The 15,938-nt window shown below is 66.1% G+C and carries 13 protein-coding genes; 9 read left to right on the top strand and 4 right to left on the bottom strand.

Going from position 1 to position 15,938, the window contains the following annotated elements; genetic code table 11:
- Positions 1–35: 35 nt before the first annotated feature.
- From ACFPPB_RS05265 to ACFPPB_RS05275, 3 genes are read right to left on the bottom strand one after another with little or no spacing between them, the layout of a single operon-like run.
- Positions 36–638 carry an LON peptidase substrate-binding domain-containing protein gene (locus ACFPPB_RS05265; protein WP_377325070.1) on the bottom strand — a complete coding sequence of 201 codons (603 nt, stop codon included), beginning with the start codon at positions 636–638 and terminating at the stop codon, positions 36–38.
- A gap of 40 nt (positions 639–678) precedes the next feature.
- Positions 679–2,124 carry a UDP-N-acetylmuramate:L-alanyl-gamma-D-glutamyl-meso-diaminopimelate ligase gene (gene mpl / locus ACFPPB_RS05270; protein ID WP_377325072.1) on the bottom strand — a complete coding sequence of 482 codons (1,446 nt, stop codon included), beginning with the start codon at positions 2,122–2,124 and terminating at the stop codon, positions 679–681.
- Between the two features lie 45 nt (positions 2,125–2,169).
- Entirely contained in the window at positions 2,170–2,754 is a 585-nt protein-coding gene (locus tag ACFPPB_RS05275) for an adenylate kinase (protein ID WP_377325074.1), read from the bottom strand.
- A gap of 190 nt (positions 2,755–2,944) precedes the next feature.
- Between ACFPPB_RS05275 and ACFPPB_RS05280 the strand changes: the two genes are divergently transcribed.
- The 6 genes from ACFPPB_RS05280 (at position 2,945) to ppa (ending at position 11,461) form a co-directional block, all read left to right on the top strand.
- Complete coding sequence (locus ACFPPB_RS05280) at positions 2,945–4,222, top strand: 6-phosphofructokinase (protein ID WP_377325076.1); 1,278 nt, start codon at positions 2,945–2,947, stop codon at positions 4,220–4,222.
- Positions 4,223–4,309: 87 nt separating this feature from the next.
- Positions 4,310–5,242 (top strand): 1-phosphofructokinase family hexose kinase, encoded by a 933-nt coding sequence (locus ACFPPB_RS05285; RefSeq protein WP_377325078.1) that lies wholly within the window; start codon positions 4,310–4,312, stop codon positions 5,240–5,242.
- Positions 5,243–5,464: 222 nt separating this feature from the next.
- Positions 5,465–7,531: a sodium-translocating pyrophosphatase gene (locus ACFPPB_RS05290; RefSeq protein WP_377325080.1), complete on the top strand. Its 2,067-nt coding sequence runs from the start codon at positions 5,465–5,467 to the stop codon at positions 7,529–7,531.
- Positions 7,532–7,753: 222 nt separating this feature from the next.
- Positions 7,754–9,856 (top strand): prolyl oligopeptidase family serine peptidase, encoded by a 2,103-nt coding sequence (locus ACFPPB_RS05295; protein WP_377325466.1) that lies wholly within the window; start codon positions 7,754–7,756, stop codon positions 9,854–9,856.
- A gap of 118 nt (positions 9,857–9,974) precedes the next feature.
- Entirely contained in the window at positions 9,975–10,829 is an 855-nt protein-coding gene (locus tag ACFPPB_RS05300) for a 2OG-Fe(II) oxygenase (RefSeq protein WP_377325082.1), read from the top strand.
- A 92-nt stretch (positions 10,830–10,921) separates the two neighbouring features.
- Positions 10,922–11,461, top strand: coding sequence for an inorganic diphosphatase (gene ppa, locus ACFPPB_RS05305; protein WP_377325084.1), 540 nt, complete (start codon positions 10,922–10,924; stop codon positions 11,459–11,461).
- 111 nt (positions 11,462–11,572) lie between these two features.
- On the opposite strand, the gene ACFPPB_RS05310 is transcribed toward ppa, so the two are convergent.
- Positions 11,573–12,481, bottom strand: coding sequence for a LysR family transcriptional regulator (locus tag ACFPPB_RS05310; protein ID WP_377325086.1), 909 nt, complete (start codon positions 12,479–12,481; stop codon positions 11,573–11,575).
- A 100-nt stretch (positions 12,482–12,581) separates the two neighbouring features.
- Here ACFPPB_RS05310 and ACFPPB_RS05315 point away from each other — a divergent pair, with 100 nt between their 5' ends.
- Genes ACFPPB_RS05315 through ACFPPB_RS05325 form a run of 3 tightly spaced genes read left to right on the top strand, consistent with a single transcriptional unit; the run spans position 12,582 to position 15,897 of the window.
- On the top strand, positions 12,582–13,802 hold the full coding sequence (locus ACFPPB_RS05315) for an MFS transporter (RefSeq protein ID WP_377325088.1): 1,221 nt from the start codon (positions 12,582–12,584) through the stop codon (positions 13,800–13,802).
- A gap of 20 nt (positions 13,803–13,822) precedes the next feature.
- Positions 13,823–14,884, top strand: coding sequence for an aldo/keto reductase (locus ACFPPB_RS05320; protein ID WP_377325090.1), 1,062 nt, complete (start codon positions 13,823–13,825; stop codon positions 14,882–14,884).
- Positions 14,881–15,897, top strand: a complete 1,017-nt coding sequence (locus tag ACFPPB_RS05325) for a zinc-binding alcohol dehydrogenase family protein (protein WP_377325092.1) — start codon at positions 14,881–14,883, stop codon at positions 15,895–15,897. The genes ACFPPB_RS05320 and ACFPPB_RS05325 overlap by 4 nt, the downstream gene beginning before the upstream one ends.
- The last annotated feature ends 41 nt before the right edge of the window (positions 15,898–15,938 follow it).

Below are 15,938 nucleotides of genomic sequence, written 5' to 3' on the forward strand. Positions count from 1 at the left end.
ACATCAGTCTACGACGTGTTCGCCCCGATGATGAGTCATGGCTTCTGGAAGCGCGGCAGAATATCGCGCAGTTCAGTCAGCCGCTGCACGGGATCGGTCAGTTCCAGCAAGCGTTGCTGCTCACTCACATCCAATGGCAGCAGCTCGGCTAGCCGAAAGCCCACCCAGCTGGCATCGTCGTAGGCGCTGCGCGAGGCAAGCCGCCATTGCGGCGCCATCGTCTCGATCAGCCGTTCGAGGATGCTCTGCAACAGCGCGAACTCCACCGGCACCACCTCTTCCGGTTCGGCCGGCCAGACTTCCACGTCGCCACGCAGCAAGCCGTCGGAACGCACACGGCTGCGCACCACGCGAAAGCGCGAGCCGCCCTCGGCCACGATACCGAGCAGGCCATCTTCGCCGCGATGGAAGTCGCTGATTCGTGCGATCGTGCCGATCGCCGCCGGAATCGCCGGTTCACCGGCTTCCTGCCCCGCGAGAATCAGGCATACGCCGAAACCGGTGCCTTGACGCGAGCACTCGCGCACCAGATCCAGATAGCGCGGTTCGAAAATGCGCAGTTGCAGCTTTCCGCCGGGAAACAGCACGGAGGCAAGCGGAAACAACGGCATCTCGATCAGCGGCGATTGGGCGGCCATGCGACGAGTGTACCCAGTGCACCGATCGGCGCGCGCAGGCTCAACCGCCCCGCAGTCTCTCGACAAAGCGCCGTGGCGCCGCTTCGAAGCCGCCGTTGGACATGAAGATCACCTGGTCGCCGGGTTGTGCCTGTGCATGCAAGGCCGCGATCAGTGCGTCGACCGTCGGCGCCGTGCTGCCTCGGCCACCCAAGGCCGCGGTGACGTGACTGGCATCCCACGGCAGTCCGGGGCGATGCAGGAACACCACCGCGTCGGCGTCGGCCAATGATGGTGCCAGCGCTTCGGCATGTGCGCCCTGGCGCATCGAGTTGGAGCGTGGCTCCAATGCCACCAGGATGCGCGCACCCCCGATCTTCGCGCGCAGACCGGCCAGCGTGGTGGCGATCGCGGTGGGGTGATGGGCGAAGTCGTCGTAGACGCGCACCCCATTCACTTCGCCCACCAGTTCCATCCGCCGCTTGACGCTCTCGAACGTGGCAAACGCGGGCAGCAGCCCGCGCGGGTCGGCACCGGCCGCCGTAGCGGCCGCCAGCGCGGCCAGTGCGTTCATCACGCTGTGGTTGCCGAGCAGCGGCCAGCGCACGTCACCGATCAGCTCGCCACCGCGGTGCACCGTGAACGCCGAGCCGTCCGCTTCGACCAGCGTCGCCTGCCAGTCGCCGCGGCCGATGCCGAAGGTTTCCACCGGCGTCCAGCAGCCCATGGCCAGCACTTCGGCCAGCCGCACATCGTGCGCGTTGACGATCAGCCGGCCATTGCCTGGCACCGTGCGCACCAGATGATGGAACTGGCGCTGGATGGCAGCCACGTCCGGGAAGATGTCCGCGTGGTCGTACTCGAGATTGTTGAGGATCGCGATGCGCGGGCGGTAGTGCACGAACTTGCTGCGCTTGTCGAAGAATGCGGTGTCGTATTCGTCCGCCTCGATCACAAACGGTGCAGCCGACGGCTGCTCGGAAGATCCTTCTCCCACCGGGAGAAGGTGGCGCGCAGCGCCGGATGAGGGTCCGCCCTTGCGCTGACCGCCCACTCGCCCCAACCGCGCCGACACGCCGAAATTGCCCGGTACGCCGCCGACCAGGAAGCCCGGCGCGAGGCCGATGCTTTCCAGCAGATGCGCCAGCAGGCTGGTGGTGGTGGTCTTGCCATGAGTGCCGGCGACCGCCAGCACGTCGCGATCGGCCAGCAGCGTCTCGCCCAGCCACTGTGGACCGGAGATGTAGCTCAGGCGGTGATCGAGCATGTATTCGACGGCGGGATTGCCGCGGGTCATGGCATTGCCAACCACGACGAGGTCGGGCGCGGGCTGCAGGTGTTCCGCCGCGTAACCGCTCATCAACCCGATGCCGAGCGCTTCCAGCTGCGTGCTCATCGGCGGATAGACGTTGGCGTCGGAACCTTCGACCGTATGGCCCAGCTCGCGCGCCAACGCGGCGACACCGCCCATGAAGGTGCCGCAGATGCCGAGGATATGCAGACGCATGGTGGGACGGATTCCTTGAAACCGCTCGACGGGAGCGGGATGTGCTCAGCCGTTCGCTGCCGCCGGTCCGTTCTGCAGCGCCTGCTTGACCCGCGCGCTGACCTCGCCTAGCTCGCCGACGCCATCGACGATCTGCAGCTTGCCGCGCCTGGCATAGAACTCGGCCACCGGCGCGGTCTGCTCGGCGTAGATCGCCAGACGCTTGCGCACGGTGTCGGGGTTGTCGTCGGCGCGGCCTTCGGCCTTGAAGCGGATCTCGCAGCGGCCGATGATCACTTCGCTGGGTACCTTGAGCTTCACCACCGCATCCAGTGGCTGGCCGATCTTCGCCAGCAGCTGGTCGAGCGCGTCGGCCTGGGCCAGGTTGCGCGGGTAGCCATCGAGGATGAAGCCGGCCTTCGCGTCGGCCTGGGTCAGCCGGTCTTCCAGCATGCCGAGCAGGATGTCGTCGGAAACCAGCTGGCCGGCGTCCATCACCGCCTTGGCCTTCAGTCCCATCGGCGTACCGGCGGCGACCGCGGCGCGCAGCATGTCGCCGGTCGAGATATGCGGCACGCCGAACTCCGTCTTCAGACGCGCAGCCTGCGTGCCTTTGCCCGAGCCGGGCGCACCAAGTAGGACGAGTCGCATAATGCTCCACAAGTTCGGCGGGCTGCCGCACACTACGGAGCCCGCCAGATTCCCAGAATTGGCTGTCAAATTAGCGGCTGTACCCGGTGCCGTCAAACGGCGCACTTCGTTGCCTATCGCCAAGTGTCTGTTACGAAAAGATTTGCCGCCGATCGCGGCCACTCCAGTCACCGCCCGATTGAGGATCGCCATGAGCCCGAACCGCCGTCCGCCCGCCCCTACCGGCAACCTGCTGTACGCCCAGTCCGGCGGCGTCACCGCGGTGATCAATGCCACCGCCGCCGGCGTGATCGAGGCGGCGCGCGGCCAAGGCGTGAAAGTGTACGCCGCGCGCAACGGCATCCTGGGCGCGCTGCGCGAGGAGCTGATCGACACTTCGAAGGAATCGGCCGCCGCGATAAGCGCGCTGCGGCACACGCCCGGCGGTGCGTTCGGCTCATGCCGCTACAAGCTGAAATCGCTGGAAGACAACCGCGCCGAGTACGCGCGGCTGATCGATGTGTTCAGCGCACACGACATCCGCTGGTTCCTTTACAACGGCGGCAACGACTCGGCCGACACCGCGCTGAAGATTTCGCAGCTGGGCGAGGCGATGGGTTACGACATCCGCTGCATCGGCGTGCCGAAGACGGTGGACAACGATCTCGCCGTCACCGACTGCTGCCCCGGCTTCGGCTCGGTGGCCAAGTACACCGCCATCTCCACGCTGGAAGCGAGCCTCGACGTGGCCTCGATGGCCGAAACCTCGACCAAGGTGTTCATCCTCGAAGTGATGGGCCGCCACGCCGGCTGGATCGCCGCCGCGGCCGGGCTCGCCGGCGAGGGTGAGGATGAGCCGCCGCATATCATCCTGTTCCCGGAGAACACGTTCGACGAAGCCGCGTTCCTGGCCAAGGTGAAGGCCACCGTCGAGCGCGTGGGCTGGTGCACCGTGGTGGCTTCCGAGGGCGTGCGCAACGCGGCCGGCCAGTTCCTTGCCGAGGCCGGCACCCGCGATGCCTTCGGGCATGCGCAACTCGGCGGCGTGGCGCCGGTGCTGGCGGCGCTGGTGAAGGAAAAACTCGGCTACAAGTATCACTGGGCGCTGCCTGACTACCTGCAACGTTCGGCGCGCAACATGGCTTCCAAGACCGATGCGAATCAGGCCTATGCAGTCGGCAAGGCGGCGGTGGAATACGCGCTGGCCGGCATGAACGCGGTGATGCCGGTGATCACGCGGACATCGGATGCACCGTATCGCTGGAAGATCGAGCCCGCGGCGCTGGACCAGATCGCCAATCGCGAGAAGAAAATGCCGGCCGATTTTCTCACCCTCGATGGTTTCGGCATCACGGCGGCCGCACGGCGTTATCTGGCGCCGTTGATCCAAGGCGAAGCGCACCCGCCCCATGGGCGTAACGGCTTGCCCAAGTACGGGCGGCTGAAGAACACGGCGGTGGCGAAGAAATTGCCGGCATTCAAGCACTGACCGGTCCACACGGACTTTTCCTCATCCGCCGATTTTTCCGGTTTCGTCGTCGTTTGGCTCAACGTTCGTTGGCTCGCGGAGGTGGTCATGGCGAAGATCGTCACATTGACGATGAACCCGGCGCTGGATATCGCGACATCGACCGATCAAATCGTCCCGGATCGCAAGTTGCGTTGCGATACGCCGCGCTATGACCCGGGCGGTGGCGGGATCAACGTCGCACGGGCCGCTCATGCGCTCGGCGTCGATGCACTTGCGGTCTTTCCCGCCGGCGGTGCGGCGGGAAATCTGATCGGCCATCTGCTGCGTCGAGAGGGCGTCGAGTACAAGGCCATCCCCATCACCGGATTCACGCGCGAGAGCCTCAACGTCATCGAGCGCGAGCACGGCGCGCAATACCGCTTCATTCTTCCCGGGCCCGAGATCGGCAGTATCGACCAGCAGCTGTGCCTCGACGAATTGGCGGCTGCTGCAGCCGACGCCACCTACATCGTCGCCAGCGGAAGCCTGCCGCTGGGCGTCCCCGAGGATTTCTACAGCCGTGTCGCGGAATTGGCCAGACGTCAGGGAAAGCGTCTGGTGCTGGATACCTCAGGACCGGCGCTCAAACGTGCCGGCCCCGGCGTCTATTTGCTGAAGCCGAGCCTCATCGAACTGGAGGGTCTGGTGGGCCGTCCGATCCGAGGCGAGCGCGCAGAGGAGCAGGCGGCTCGAGAGCTGATCGAGCAGGATCGTTGCGAGGTCGCCGTGGTGTCCCTCGGCGCGAGAGGCGCCGTTGTGGCGAGCAAGGACGCCATCGAGCGTCTGCCGTCCATCCCGGTTACCGTAAAGAGCGCGGTCGGAGCCGGCGACTCGATGCTGGCAGGCGTCCTGGTGGGATTGACCCGCGGCCTTTCCCTGAGGGAAGCGGCAGGTTTCGGCATCGCGGCGGGCACCGCGGCGTTGCTCGCCGCTGGCACCCAATTATGCCGGCTCGACGACGTCGAGCGTTTTTACCGGGAGTCCCATGGAACCGCATGACCCGGGTCCATGACTGGACCGGAGCACGCCGGTTTCAGCGGCAGATCGTCCCGCGGCAGAAGCCGGCGAACGGATCCAGCCGCGCATGTCGTTTCGAACCCACCGCACCCTGGAATACGTGCCGCGGCGCTGCGTCGCACAACGGTCCCTGCAACAAGGTCTGCCTATACTCCATGGGACCGCCCGTTCCGGACGGCCACTGACAATCATGGGGAGGTTCCGATGCTGCAGCAGTATGGCTGGATCGTTCTGGCGTGTGCGGTAGTGGCAATTCTATATGGCGCATTTTCCGCGCGCTGGATCCTGGCGCAATCGCCGGGCAACGATAGGATGCAGGAGATCGCGGCGGCCATCCAGGAAGGTGCGCGCGCCTACCTCAACCGCCAGTACGCCACCATCGGCATGGTCGGCGTGGTGCTGATGCTGCTGATCGGCTTTTTCCTGAACTGGTCGACGGCGATCGGCTTCCTGATTGGCGCCGTGCTCTCCGGCGCAGCCGGCTACATCGGCATGAACGTGTCGGTGCGCGCGAACGTGCGCACCGCCGAAGCCGCGCGGCGCGGCCTGAGCGCGGCGATGGACGTGGCCTTCCGCGGCGGTGCGATCACCGGCATGCTGGTGGTCGGGCTGGCCTTGCTCGGGGTCACGGGTTACTGGCTGGTGCTCAACCAAATGGGCATCACCGGCGAGCCTGCGCTGCATTCGCTGGTGGGGCTGGCTTTCGGCAGCTCGCTGATCTCGATCTTCGCGCGCCTGGGCGGCGGCATCTTCACCAAGGGCGCGGATGTGGGTGCCGACCTGGTTGGCAAGGTCGAGGCCGGCATTCCAGAGGACGACCCGCGCAACCCGGCTGTGATCGCCGACAACGTGGGCGACAACGTGGGCGACTGCGCCGGCATGGCGGCCGACCTGTTCGAGACTTATGCGGTGACCGTGATCGCCACGATGCTGCTGGCAGGCCTCACCTTTGCCAACAACCTCAACGCGGTGCTGTACCCGCTGGTCATCGGCGCCGTGTCGATCATCGCCTCGATCATCGCGACCTTCTTCGTGAAGGTGAAGCAAGGCGGTTCGATCATGGGCGCGCTGTACAAGGGCGTGATCGTGTCGGCGGTACTCTCGGCCGTCGCGTTCTGGTTCGTAACCGGCAACCTGCTGCCGCAAGGCCTGACCACCGGCGACGGCCTGGTGATATCCAACCACGCGCTGTTCCACTGCTCGCTGATCGGGCTGGTGCTGACCGGCCTGATCGTGTGGATCACCGAGTTCTACACCGGCACGCAATTCGGTCCGGTGCAGCACATCGCAGCGGCGTCGACCACCGGCCACGGCACCAACATCATCGCGGGCCTGGGCATCTCGATGAAATCCACCGCGCTGCCGGTGATCGTGATCTGCGCCGCGATCTGGAGCGCGTATGCGCTGGGTGGCCTGTACGGCATCGCGATCGCCGCCACGGCGATGCTGTCGATGGCCGGCATGATCGTGGCGCTCGATGCCTACGGCCCGATCACCGACAACGCCGGCGGCATCGCCGAGATGGCGGACCTGCCGCCGGAAGTGCGCGGCGTCACCGATCCGCTCGACGCGGTCGGCAACACCACCAAGGCGGTGACCAAGGGCTACGCGATCGGTTCGGCCGCGCTGGCTGCGCTGGTGCTGTTCGCCGATTACACCCACAACCTCGAAACGCATTTCGGCAGCGCCACCACGTTCGACCTGTCGAACCATTACGTGATCATCGGCCTGCTGATCGGCGGCCTGATCCCGTATCTGTTCGGCGCGATGGCGATGGAGGCGGTCGGCCGTGCGGCCGGCGCCGTGGTCGAGGAAGTCCGCCGTCAGTTCCGCGACATTCCCGGCATCATGGAAGGCACCGGCAAACCGCAGTACGACAAGGCGGTGGACATGCTGACCAAGTCCGCCATCAAGGAAATGATCGTGCCCTCGCTGTTGCCGGTGCTGGTGCCCATCGTGGTCGCGTTCGGCTTCAAGTGGCTCGCCGGCTCGTCCGTCGCCGGCGCGCAGGCGCTCGGCGGCGTGCTGATCGGCACCATCGTGACCGGCCTGTTCGTGGCGATCTCGATGACTACCGGTGGCGGCGCGTGGGACAACGCCAAGAAGTACATCGAGGACGGCCACCACGGCGGCAAGGGCTCCGAGGCGCACAAGGCCGCGGTCACCGGCGATACCGTAGGCGATCCGTACAAGGACACCGCCGGTCCCGCGGTGAACCCGCTGATCAAGATCATCAATATCGTGGCGCTGCTGCTGATTCCGTTGCTGTAGGACACGCATTCCACTTCAGCGAAAATCCCGCCGGCGAGGCGGGATTTTTGTTTGGTGGCTACGCGCAGATCGGCTCGCCCTGACTTTAGTCACAAGCACCCGTATCGTCGCGCCGTTACGCTCGACCGACGGCGGGCCCCGCCTGCCGATCCATTCGCACACGAGAGGCACACGATGAAATCGGTCTGGCTGATGCTGGCACTCGGCGTCACACTGGCGGGCATGAACGATACCCAAGCCCAAAACAGCCAACTCGAGAACCAACCCGCCAAGGCGTCCACGGATGCCCCATCGATGGACGACCCATTCCTATGGCTGGAGGACATCCACGGCGCCCGCGCGATGGACTGGGTGAAGCAGGAGAACGCGGTGACGACGAAGCAGTTCGTCGACAACACCGAGTTCGTCAAGACCCGCGACAGCATCCTCGAAGTGCTCGATTCGGATGCACGCATCCCCTATGTCAATCGCATGGGCGATGAGCTCTACAACTTCTGGCGCGACAAGGCGCATCCGCGCGGCATCTGGCGACGTACCACACTGGCCGAATACCGCAAGGCCGAACCGAAGTGGGAAGTGCTGCTGGACGTCGATGCGCTGAACAAGGCCGAAGGCAAGCGCTGGGTATACAAGGGCGCGCAATGCCTGAAGCCGGCATTCGAGCGCTGCCTGATCTCGCTGTCGCCCGATGGCGGCGACGCGACGGTGGTGCGCGAATTCAGCATTCCGCACAAGGCCTTCGTGAAGGACGGCTTCGAGCTGCCGGTAGCGAAAAGCCAGGTCGGCTGGATCGACGAGGACACCATCTACGTCGGCACCGATTTCGGCCCCGGCTCGATGACCGAATCGAGCTATCCGCGCATCGTCAAGCAGTGGAGGCGCGGTACGCCACTGTCGGCCGCCATCACCGTGTACGAAGGCAAGCCGACCGACCTCGCGATCAGCGCGTATCACGACCGCACGCCAGGCTATGAACGTGACTTCGTTTCCGTCGCCAAGGATTTCTTCCACAGCGAGCTGTACCAGCGCAACGGCGACAAGCTGACCCGGCTCGACGTGCCGACCGACGCCGACACCGACGCCCGTCGCGAATGGCTGATGGTGCGGATCCGTTCACCGTGGACGGTCGGCGGCACCACCTATCCCTCCGGCGCGCTGCTGGCGACGCGGTTCGACAGCTTCATGGCCGGCGAGCGCCACTTCACCGTGCTGTTCCAGCCCGACGCGCATACCTCGCTGGACTCGTACGCGTGGACCCGGCACCACCTGATCCTCAATCTGATGGACGACGTCAAGAGCCGGCTGGAAGTGCTGACCCCGCCATTGGCGGCGGCGCCGACCGGCGACTGGAAGCGCGAGGCGATGCCCGGCGCGCCCGCGATGAGCACGATCAGCGTGATCGACACCGACCCCGACCACAGCGACGAATACTGGCTCGACGTCGCCGGCTTCCTTGCGCCGGCATCGCTGGAGCGCGGCGTGCTGGGCAGTGCCGCAGCCGAGACGATCAAGCAGGAACCGGCGTTCTTCGACGCCGCGGCATTCGCGGTGAGCCAGCACTTCGTCTCATCGAAAGACGGTACCCGAGTGCCGTATTTCGAGATCACCCCGAAGGACATGAAGCTCGATGGTTCCAACCGCACGTTGCTGTACGGCTACGGCGGCTTCGAAGTCTCGCTGCAGCCGCATTACAGCGGCAGCATCGGCCGCGCCTGGCTGAACCGCGGCGGCGTCTACGTGATCGCCAATATCCGCGGCGGCGGCGAGTACGGCCCGCAGTGGCACCAGGCCGCGCTGAAGGCGAACCGTCCGCGCGCGTACGAGGATTTCGCCGCGGTGGCCGAGGATCTGGTCAAGCGGGGCGTGACCAGCGCAAAACATCTCGGCGCCGAAGGCGGCAGCAACGGCGGCCTGCTGATGGGCAACATGCTGACGATGTATCCGCAGCTGTTCGGCGCGATCGCGTGCGAAGTGCCGCTGCTCGACATGAAGCGCTACACCCACCTGTCGGCCGGCGCGTCGTGGATGGCCGAGTACGGCGATCCGGACACCGCGGACTGGAACTTCATCAAGACGTTCTCGCCGTACCAGAACCTGCAGAAGGACGCGCACTACCCGCCGGTGCTGTTCTACACCACCACCAGCGACGACCGCGTCGGCCCGGTGCAGGCGCGCAAGATGGCCGCGAAGATGAAGGCGATGGGCATGGCGAACGTGTGGTTCTACGAGAATCTCGAAGGCGGCCACGGCGCCGGTGCGGACAACAAGCAGGCCGCACTGATGCATGCGCTGGCTTACGATTTCCTGTGGGATCAGCTGAAGTAAGGCGACTCGCGTGCTTCATGCGGTACCGCAAGCAGGTCGTTGCCGGCTCGCGGCGTTTGGACGCGCCGCAGATCGCTCGTAAAGTAGACGCTCTTTCTCGCTCCCGATCCGCGCCGCCATGCAGTCACGCATCACGATCAGTCCCGAATTGCGCGAATGGATTCTTGCCACGACACGCGCAGGCCACGGCGTGCCGGAGGTGCTGCGGTTGATGAAGGAGAACGGCTACGATCCGCGGCAGAGTCGCGGCATCGTTGCCGAAGTGATGAAACTGCCGCTGGCCGCGCTGCACGCGACCACCGGCAACCCGGCGCCACGAGGCTTGCGCACCAGACCTCCGCAGGCACCCGAAGTCAGCATCGACGGGCATACCATCCGGATCCCGGTCAGCGTGGAGGCTCCCATGCTGCGGGTGCTGGACGGCGTGCTTACCGAACAGGAATGCGCCGAGCTGATCGGACTGGCGCGACCCCGACTGCAGCGCGCGCTCACCGTCGACAGCGACGGCCGCCATCAAGTCGATCAGCGGCGTACCAGTGAAGGCATGTTCTTCACCTTGAACGAGCTGCCCTTGGTCGGTCGCATCGAACAACGCCTGGCCGGCTTGCTCGGTGTGCCGGTGAATCATGGCGAAGGGACGCAGATCCTGCATTACTTGCCGGGCCAGGAGTACGAACCGCACTTCGACTGGTTCGACCCGGACCAGCCCGGCTACGGCGCGATCACGGCCGTCGGCGGGCAGCGCATCGCCAGTGTGGTGATGTATCTGAACACGCCCGAGCTAGGCGGCGGCACGGCGTTCCCCGAGATCGGCCTGACCGTCACCGCGCGCCGCGGTACGGCCGTCTATTTCGCCTACGAAAGCGGCGACTACAGCTCGCTGCATGCGGGTCTGCCGGTGCTGCGCGGCGAGAAGTGGATCGCCACCAAGTGGCTGCGCGAACGGCCCTACCGGATGCCGAAAAAGGCCTGACCCCGGTCCAGACAAAGCTATCGTTGCTGCGCCGCAGCAGCATTTGACGTATGCTTGCCGGCCAACTTTCTCCTCCGTAGCAAGGACATCCCATGGGTCTGCATCTCGTCCCCGCCGGCAGCGACGTGCCGCACGAAATCAACGTGGTCATCGAAATCCCGAAGGATGCCGAGCCGGTCAAGTACGAAGTGGATAAGACGAGCGGCGCGATCTTCGTCGATCGCATCCTGTCCACGCCGATGCGTTATCCGTGCAACTACGGCTACGTGCCGGGCACGCTGGGCGGCGACGGCGATCCGCTGGACGCGCTGGTGATCCTGCCGCTGTCGCTGATTCCCGGCTCGGTGATCCGCTGCGTCCCGGTCGGCATGCTCAAGATGTCCGACGAGGCCGGCAGCGACGAGAAGCTGATCGTGTTGCCGGCACCGAAGATCTTTCCCGGCTATGCGCACATCACCGACATGAAGGGCGTCTCCTCGCACTGGCTGGAGCGCATCGGTCATTTCTTCGAGCACTACAAGGATCTCGAGAAGGGCAAGTGGGTCAAGGTCGAAGGCTGGGTCGGCGCGGACGAGGCGAAGGCCGAGATCGTGGCCGGCATCGCGCGTTACCAGGCCGAGAATAAAGACTGAGTCCAGCCCGGGCGGCTGCGTGATCCGAATGGAGCGCGCAGCCTGTTTCGCAGACCCGGCGGATCGCTATGCCGCCGCGGCGGGGGTCTTCCCATGACGCCCGTACGCCGCTCAGTTCTCCCACGGCGGATGATCCCCCAGCCGCTCGGCCAGAAAATCGACGAACGCGCGTACCCGCGGCGGCACCAGCCGGCGCTGCGGCATCACCGCGTGGATGCCGGTGGCGGCCAGCGGATAGTTCGGCAACAGCACCTGCAGCTGTCCCGTGCGCAATTCTTCGTGCACATGCCAGATCGAGTGCATCGCGATACCCAGGCCGGCCACCACGGCGTCGCGCAGCAACTCGCCGAGATTGCTCTCGAAGCGGCCATCCACCCGCTGTGCGATCTCGCCGCCTTGGCCATCGCCGAAACGCCACACGTCCTGGCGACCCTGACTGCCGACCAGCAGCAGGCAGTCGTGCGCGGCCAGATCCTCCGGCGTGCGCGGCATGCCGCGCCGGCACAGGTAATCGGGCGATGCGCACAGCACGCGCCGGTTCACCGCCAGCTGGCGCGCCACCAGGCCGGAGTCGCCCAGCGCGCCGACGCGTATGCCCAGATCGAAACCGGAACCGACCAGATCCAGCATCTGGTCGTTGAGATTCACGCTGAGCCTCACCCGTGAATACCGCGCCAGGAACTCCGGTAGCAGCGGCGAGATGTACTGACGCCCGAACGACGCCGGCAAGGTGACCCGCAAGGTTCCGGCCACTTCGGTGGCGGTCTGGCGAATGCCGCCGGTCAGCGCTTCCAGATCCTCCACCAGCGTACGTCCCTGTTGGGCCAGGGCGGCGCCTTCCGGCGTGGCATGCAGCTGGCGCGTGGTCCGGTGCAGCAGGCGCACGCCGAGGTCGCGCTCCAGCCGCTTCAGGCGCTGGCTGGCCACCGCCACCGACAGGTCGAGGCTGCGCGCGGCCGCGCTGATCGAGCCCAGGTCGAGCACGCGCAGGAACAGGCTGAGATCGCCGACGCGGTCCATGACTATCAATCATTTATTGAAAATGATTAGTCATCTTGGCGGTTTTTGACAAAAAAGCAACTGCCTAAGCTGGTGCATCGTTTCTGCCTGGATCGTCGCCATGCCCTCCACTGCCATCACCCGCACCCGCACGCCCCTGGCGCTGTATGCGCTGACCGCCGGCGCGTTCGGCATCGGCACCACCGAATTCGTGATCATGGGCCTGCTGCTGCAGGTGTCGGCCGACCTGCATGTCAGCATCGCCGCAGCCGGCCTGCTGATTTCCGGCTACGCGCTGGGTGTGTTCTTCGGTGCGCCGCTGCTGACCGCGGCGAACAGCCGGCTGCCCCACAAGACCGCGCTGATCGCGCTGATGGTGATCTTCACCATCGGCAACCTCGCCAGCGCGCTGGCGCCGAACTACGCTGTGCTGATGCTCGCCCGGGGGATCACCTTGCTGGCCCACGGCACCTTCTTCGGCGTGGGCGCGGTGGTGGCGACCGGGCTGGTGGCGGAGGATCGCAAGGCCTCGGCGATCTCGATCATGTTCACCGGCCTGACCGTGGCGACCCTGCTCGGCGTGCCGGCCGGCGCATGGCTGGGGCTGCATTTCGGCTGGCGCGCCACGTTCTGGGCGGTCAGCGCGATCGGCGTGCTCGCCACCGCGATCATCGCCATGCTGGTACCGGCCGACCGCGGCGACAGCACACCGATGAATTTCGTCGAGGAACTGAAAGGCATCGCGCATCCGCAGGTGCTGCTGGGCCTGCTGATGACCGTGCTCGGCTTTGCCGGCGTGTTCGCGGTGTTCACCTATATCCAGCCTATCCTCACCCGCGTCACCGGCTTCGCCGACAGCGCGGTGTCACCGATCCTGCTGGTGTTCGGCGGCGGCACGGTGATCGGCAACCTGCTCGGTGGCCGTCTCGCCGACCGCCGGCTGGTGGCGACCCTGCTGGGTACGCTGGCCGCACTGGCGATCGTGCTCGGCACGATGACGTTCGCGCTGCACAGCAAGCCGGCGATGATCGCCTTCAGCGGCCTGCTCGGCATCGCCGCCTTCGCCACCGTGGCCCCGCTACAGCTGCGCGTATTGCAGAAGGCCACTGGCGGTCTGGTACTGGCGTCGAGCTTCAACATCGCTGCGTTCAACCTCGGCAACGCGATCGGTGCATGGCTGGGCGGCGTGGTGATCAGCCTTGGCCCGGGCCTGGCCGCGGTGAGCTGGGTGGCGGCGCTGCTGCCGGTGCTCGGGCTCGTTGTCGCGCTATGGAGCGTACGGCTGGACATCCAACCGTCACGGCGGATAGCCGTCGTGATCTGTACCGAAACCCCTCTCTGAGTTTCACAAGGACCGCCTTCATGGAATACCGCTATCTCGGCAACTCCGGCTTCAAGGTGCCCGCGCTCGGGTTCGGTGCCGGCACGTTCGGCGGCAAGGGGCCGTTGTTCAGCGCATGGGGCGACACCGACGTCGAGGAGGCGAAGCGGCTGGTCGGCATCTGCCTCGATGTCGGAGCGAATTTGTTCGACACAGCGGACGTCTATTCGGACGGTGCATCGGAAGCCATCCTCGGCGCCGCGCTGAAGGGCCGACGCGAGCGGGCGATCATCTCGACCAAGCTCACCTTGCGCGCGGGCGATGGCCCGAACGATGTCGGCGCCTCGCGCCATCACCTGATCGGCGGCGTGGAACGCGCACTGAAGCGGCTCGGTACCGACTACATCGACCTGCTGCAGCTGCACCATTTCGATGCGATGACGCCGGTGGAGCAGGTGATGTCGACGCTGGACGATCTGGTGCGCGCGGGCAAGGTGCGCTATCTGGGCGCGTCGAACTTCTCCGGCTGGCAGCTGATGAAGTCGCAGGCCGCGGCCGACACGCATGGTTATTCGCGCTTCGTGGCGAACCAGGCCTACTACTCGCTGATCGGGCGCGACTACGAGTGGGAGTTGATGCCGCTGGGGCGGGACCAAGGTGTCGGCGCGGTGGTGTGGAGTCCGCTGGGCTGGGGCCGGCTCACCGGCAGGATTCGTCGCGGCCAGCCGCTGCCCCAGGGCAGCCGTCTACACGAGACCGCGGACTTCGCGCCACCGGTCGACGGGGAGCGGCTGTATCGCGTGATCGATGCGCTGGAAGCCGTCGCCGCGGAAACCGGCCGCACGATCCCGCAGATTGCGCTGAACTGGCTGCTGACGCGGCCCACGGTTTCCACCGTGCTGATCGGCGCGCGCAATGAAGCCCAGCTACGCGACAACCTCGGCGCGGCCGGCTGGACGCTCGGCGCCGCAGCACTCGCCCGGCTCGACGCGGCCAGCGCGGTCACCCCGCCTTATCCCTACTACCCTTACTGGAATGGCATGTTCGCCGAGCGCAATCCGCCACCGGTACCGTTCAACCTCGCCACGGAGCCGCAAGCATGAAAGCCGTCGCACTCACACGTTACCTGCCGATCGACGATCCGCAATCGCTGGTCGATGTCGAACAGCCCAAACCCGCGCCCGGCGAGCATGACCTGCTCGTGCGCGTCGAGGCCATCTCGGTGAATCCGGTCGATACCAAAGTCCGTTCGCCGAAGCCGCAGATCGAAGCCCGGCCGAAGGTGCTCGGCTATGACGCCGCCGGCACGGTCGAAGCGGTCGGTGAATCGGTCAGCGGATTCGAGCCGGGCGACCGCGTCTACTACGCCGGCGATATCACTCGCCCGGGCAGCAACGCCGAGTACCAGCTGGTGGACGCGCGCCTGGTCGGCCATGCGCCACGGTCGATCGACCTGGTTGATGCCGCAGCGCTGCCGCTGACCACGATCACCGCGTGGGAACTGCTGTTCCAGCGCATGCCGTTCGACAGCGAAAAGGGCGGCGCTGGCAAGTCGCTGCTGATCGTCGGCGGTGCCGGCGGCGTCGGCTCGATCGCGATCCAGCTGGCGCGGCGTGCGGGCTTCACCGTCATCGCCACCGCTTCGCGCGTCCAGACCATAGCCTGGTGTCGCTCGCTGGGCGCGCAGCACGTGATCGATCATCGCCAGCCGTTGGCACCGCAGCTGGCCGTGCTGGGTTTCGACCAGGTCGATGCCGCACTCAATCTCGCCGATACCGCACTCTACTGGGACATTCTCGGCGAGATCCTCGCGCCGCTGGGCCACGTCGGCCTGATCGTAGAGCCGAGCAGTGCGCTGAAGATCGGCGATCCGTACAAGGCCAAGTCGATCGGCATCCACTGGGAAATGATGTTCGCCCGACCGCGCTTCAAAACCGCCGACCAGGCCGAGCAAGGCCGCATCCTCGAGCGCGTGGCCGCGCTTATCGACGCCGGTGAATTGCGCGGCACGCGCACCGAGACGCTCGCGCCGATCAACGCCGCGAACCTGCGCGAAGCGCATCGCCGGCTGGAGTCGGGCACGATGATCGGCAAGCTGGCACTGGCCGGCTGGTGAGCGCGGAACAAATGGGCGCACGCATTGCATTCGTTCGTGGC

Origin of the sequence: Rhodanobacter terrae (assembly GCF_042657005.1) — a bacterium.
GTDB classification, from domain to species: domain Bacteria; phylum Pseudomonadota; class Gammaproteobacteria; order Xanthomonadales; family Rhodanobacteraceae; genus Rhodanobacter; species Rhodanobacter terrae.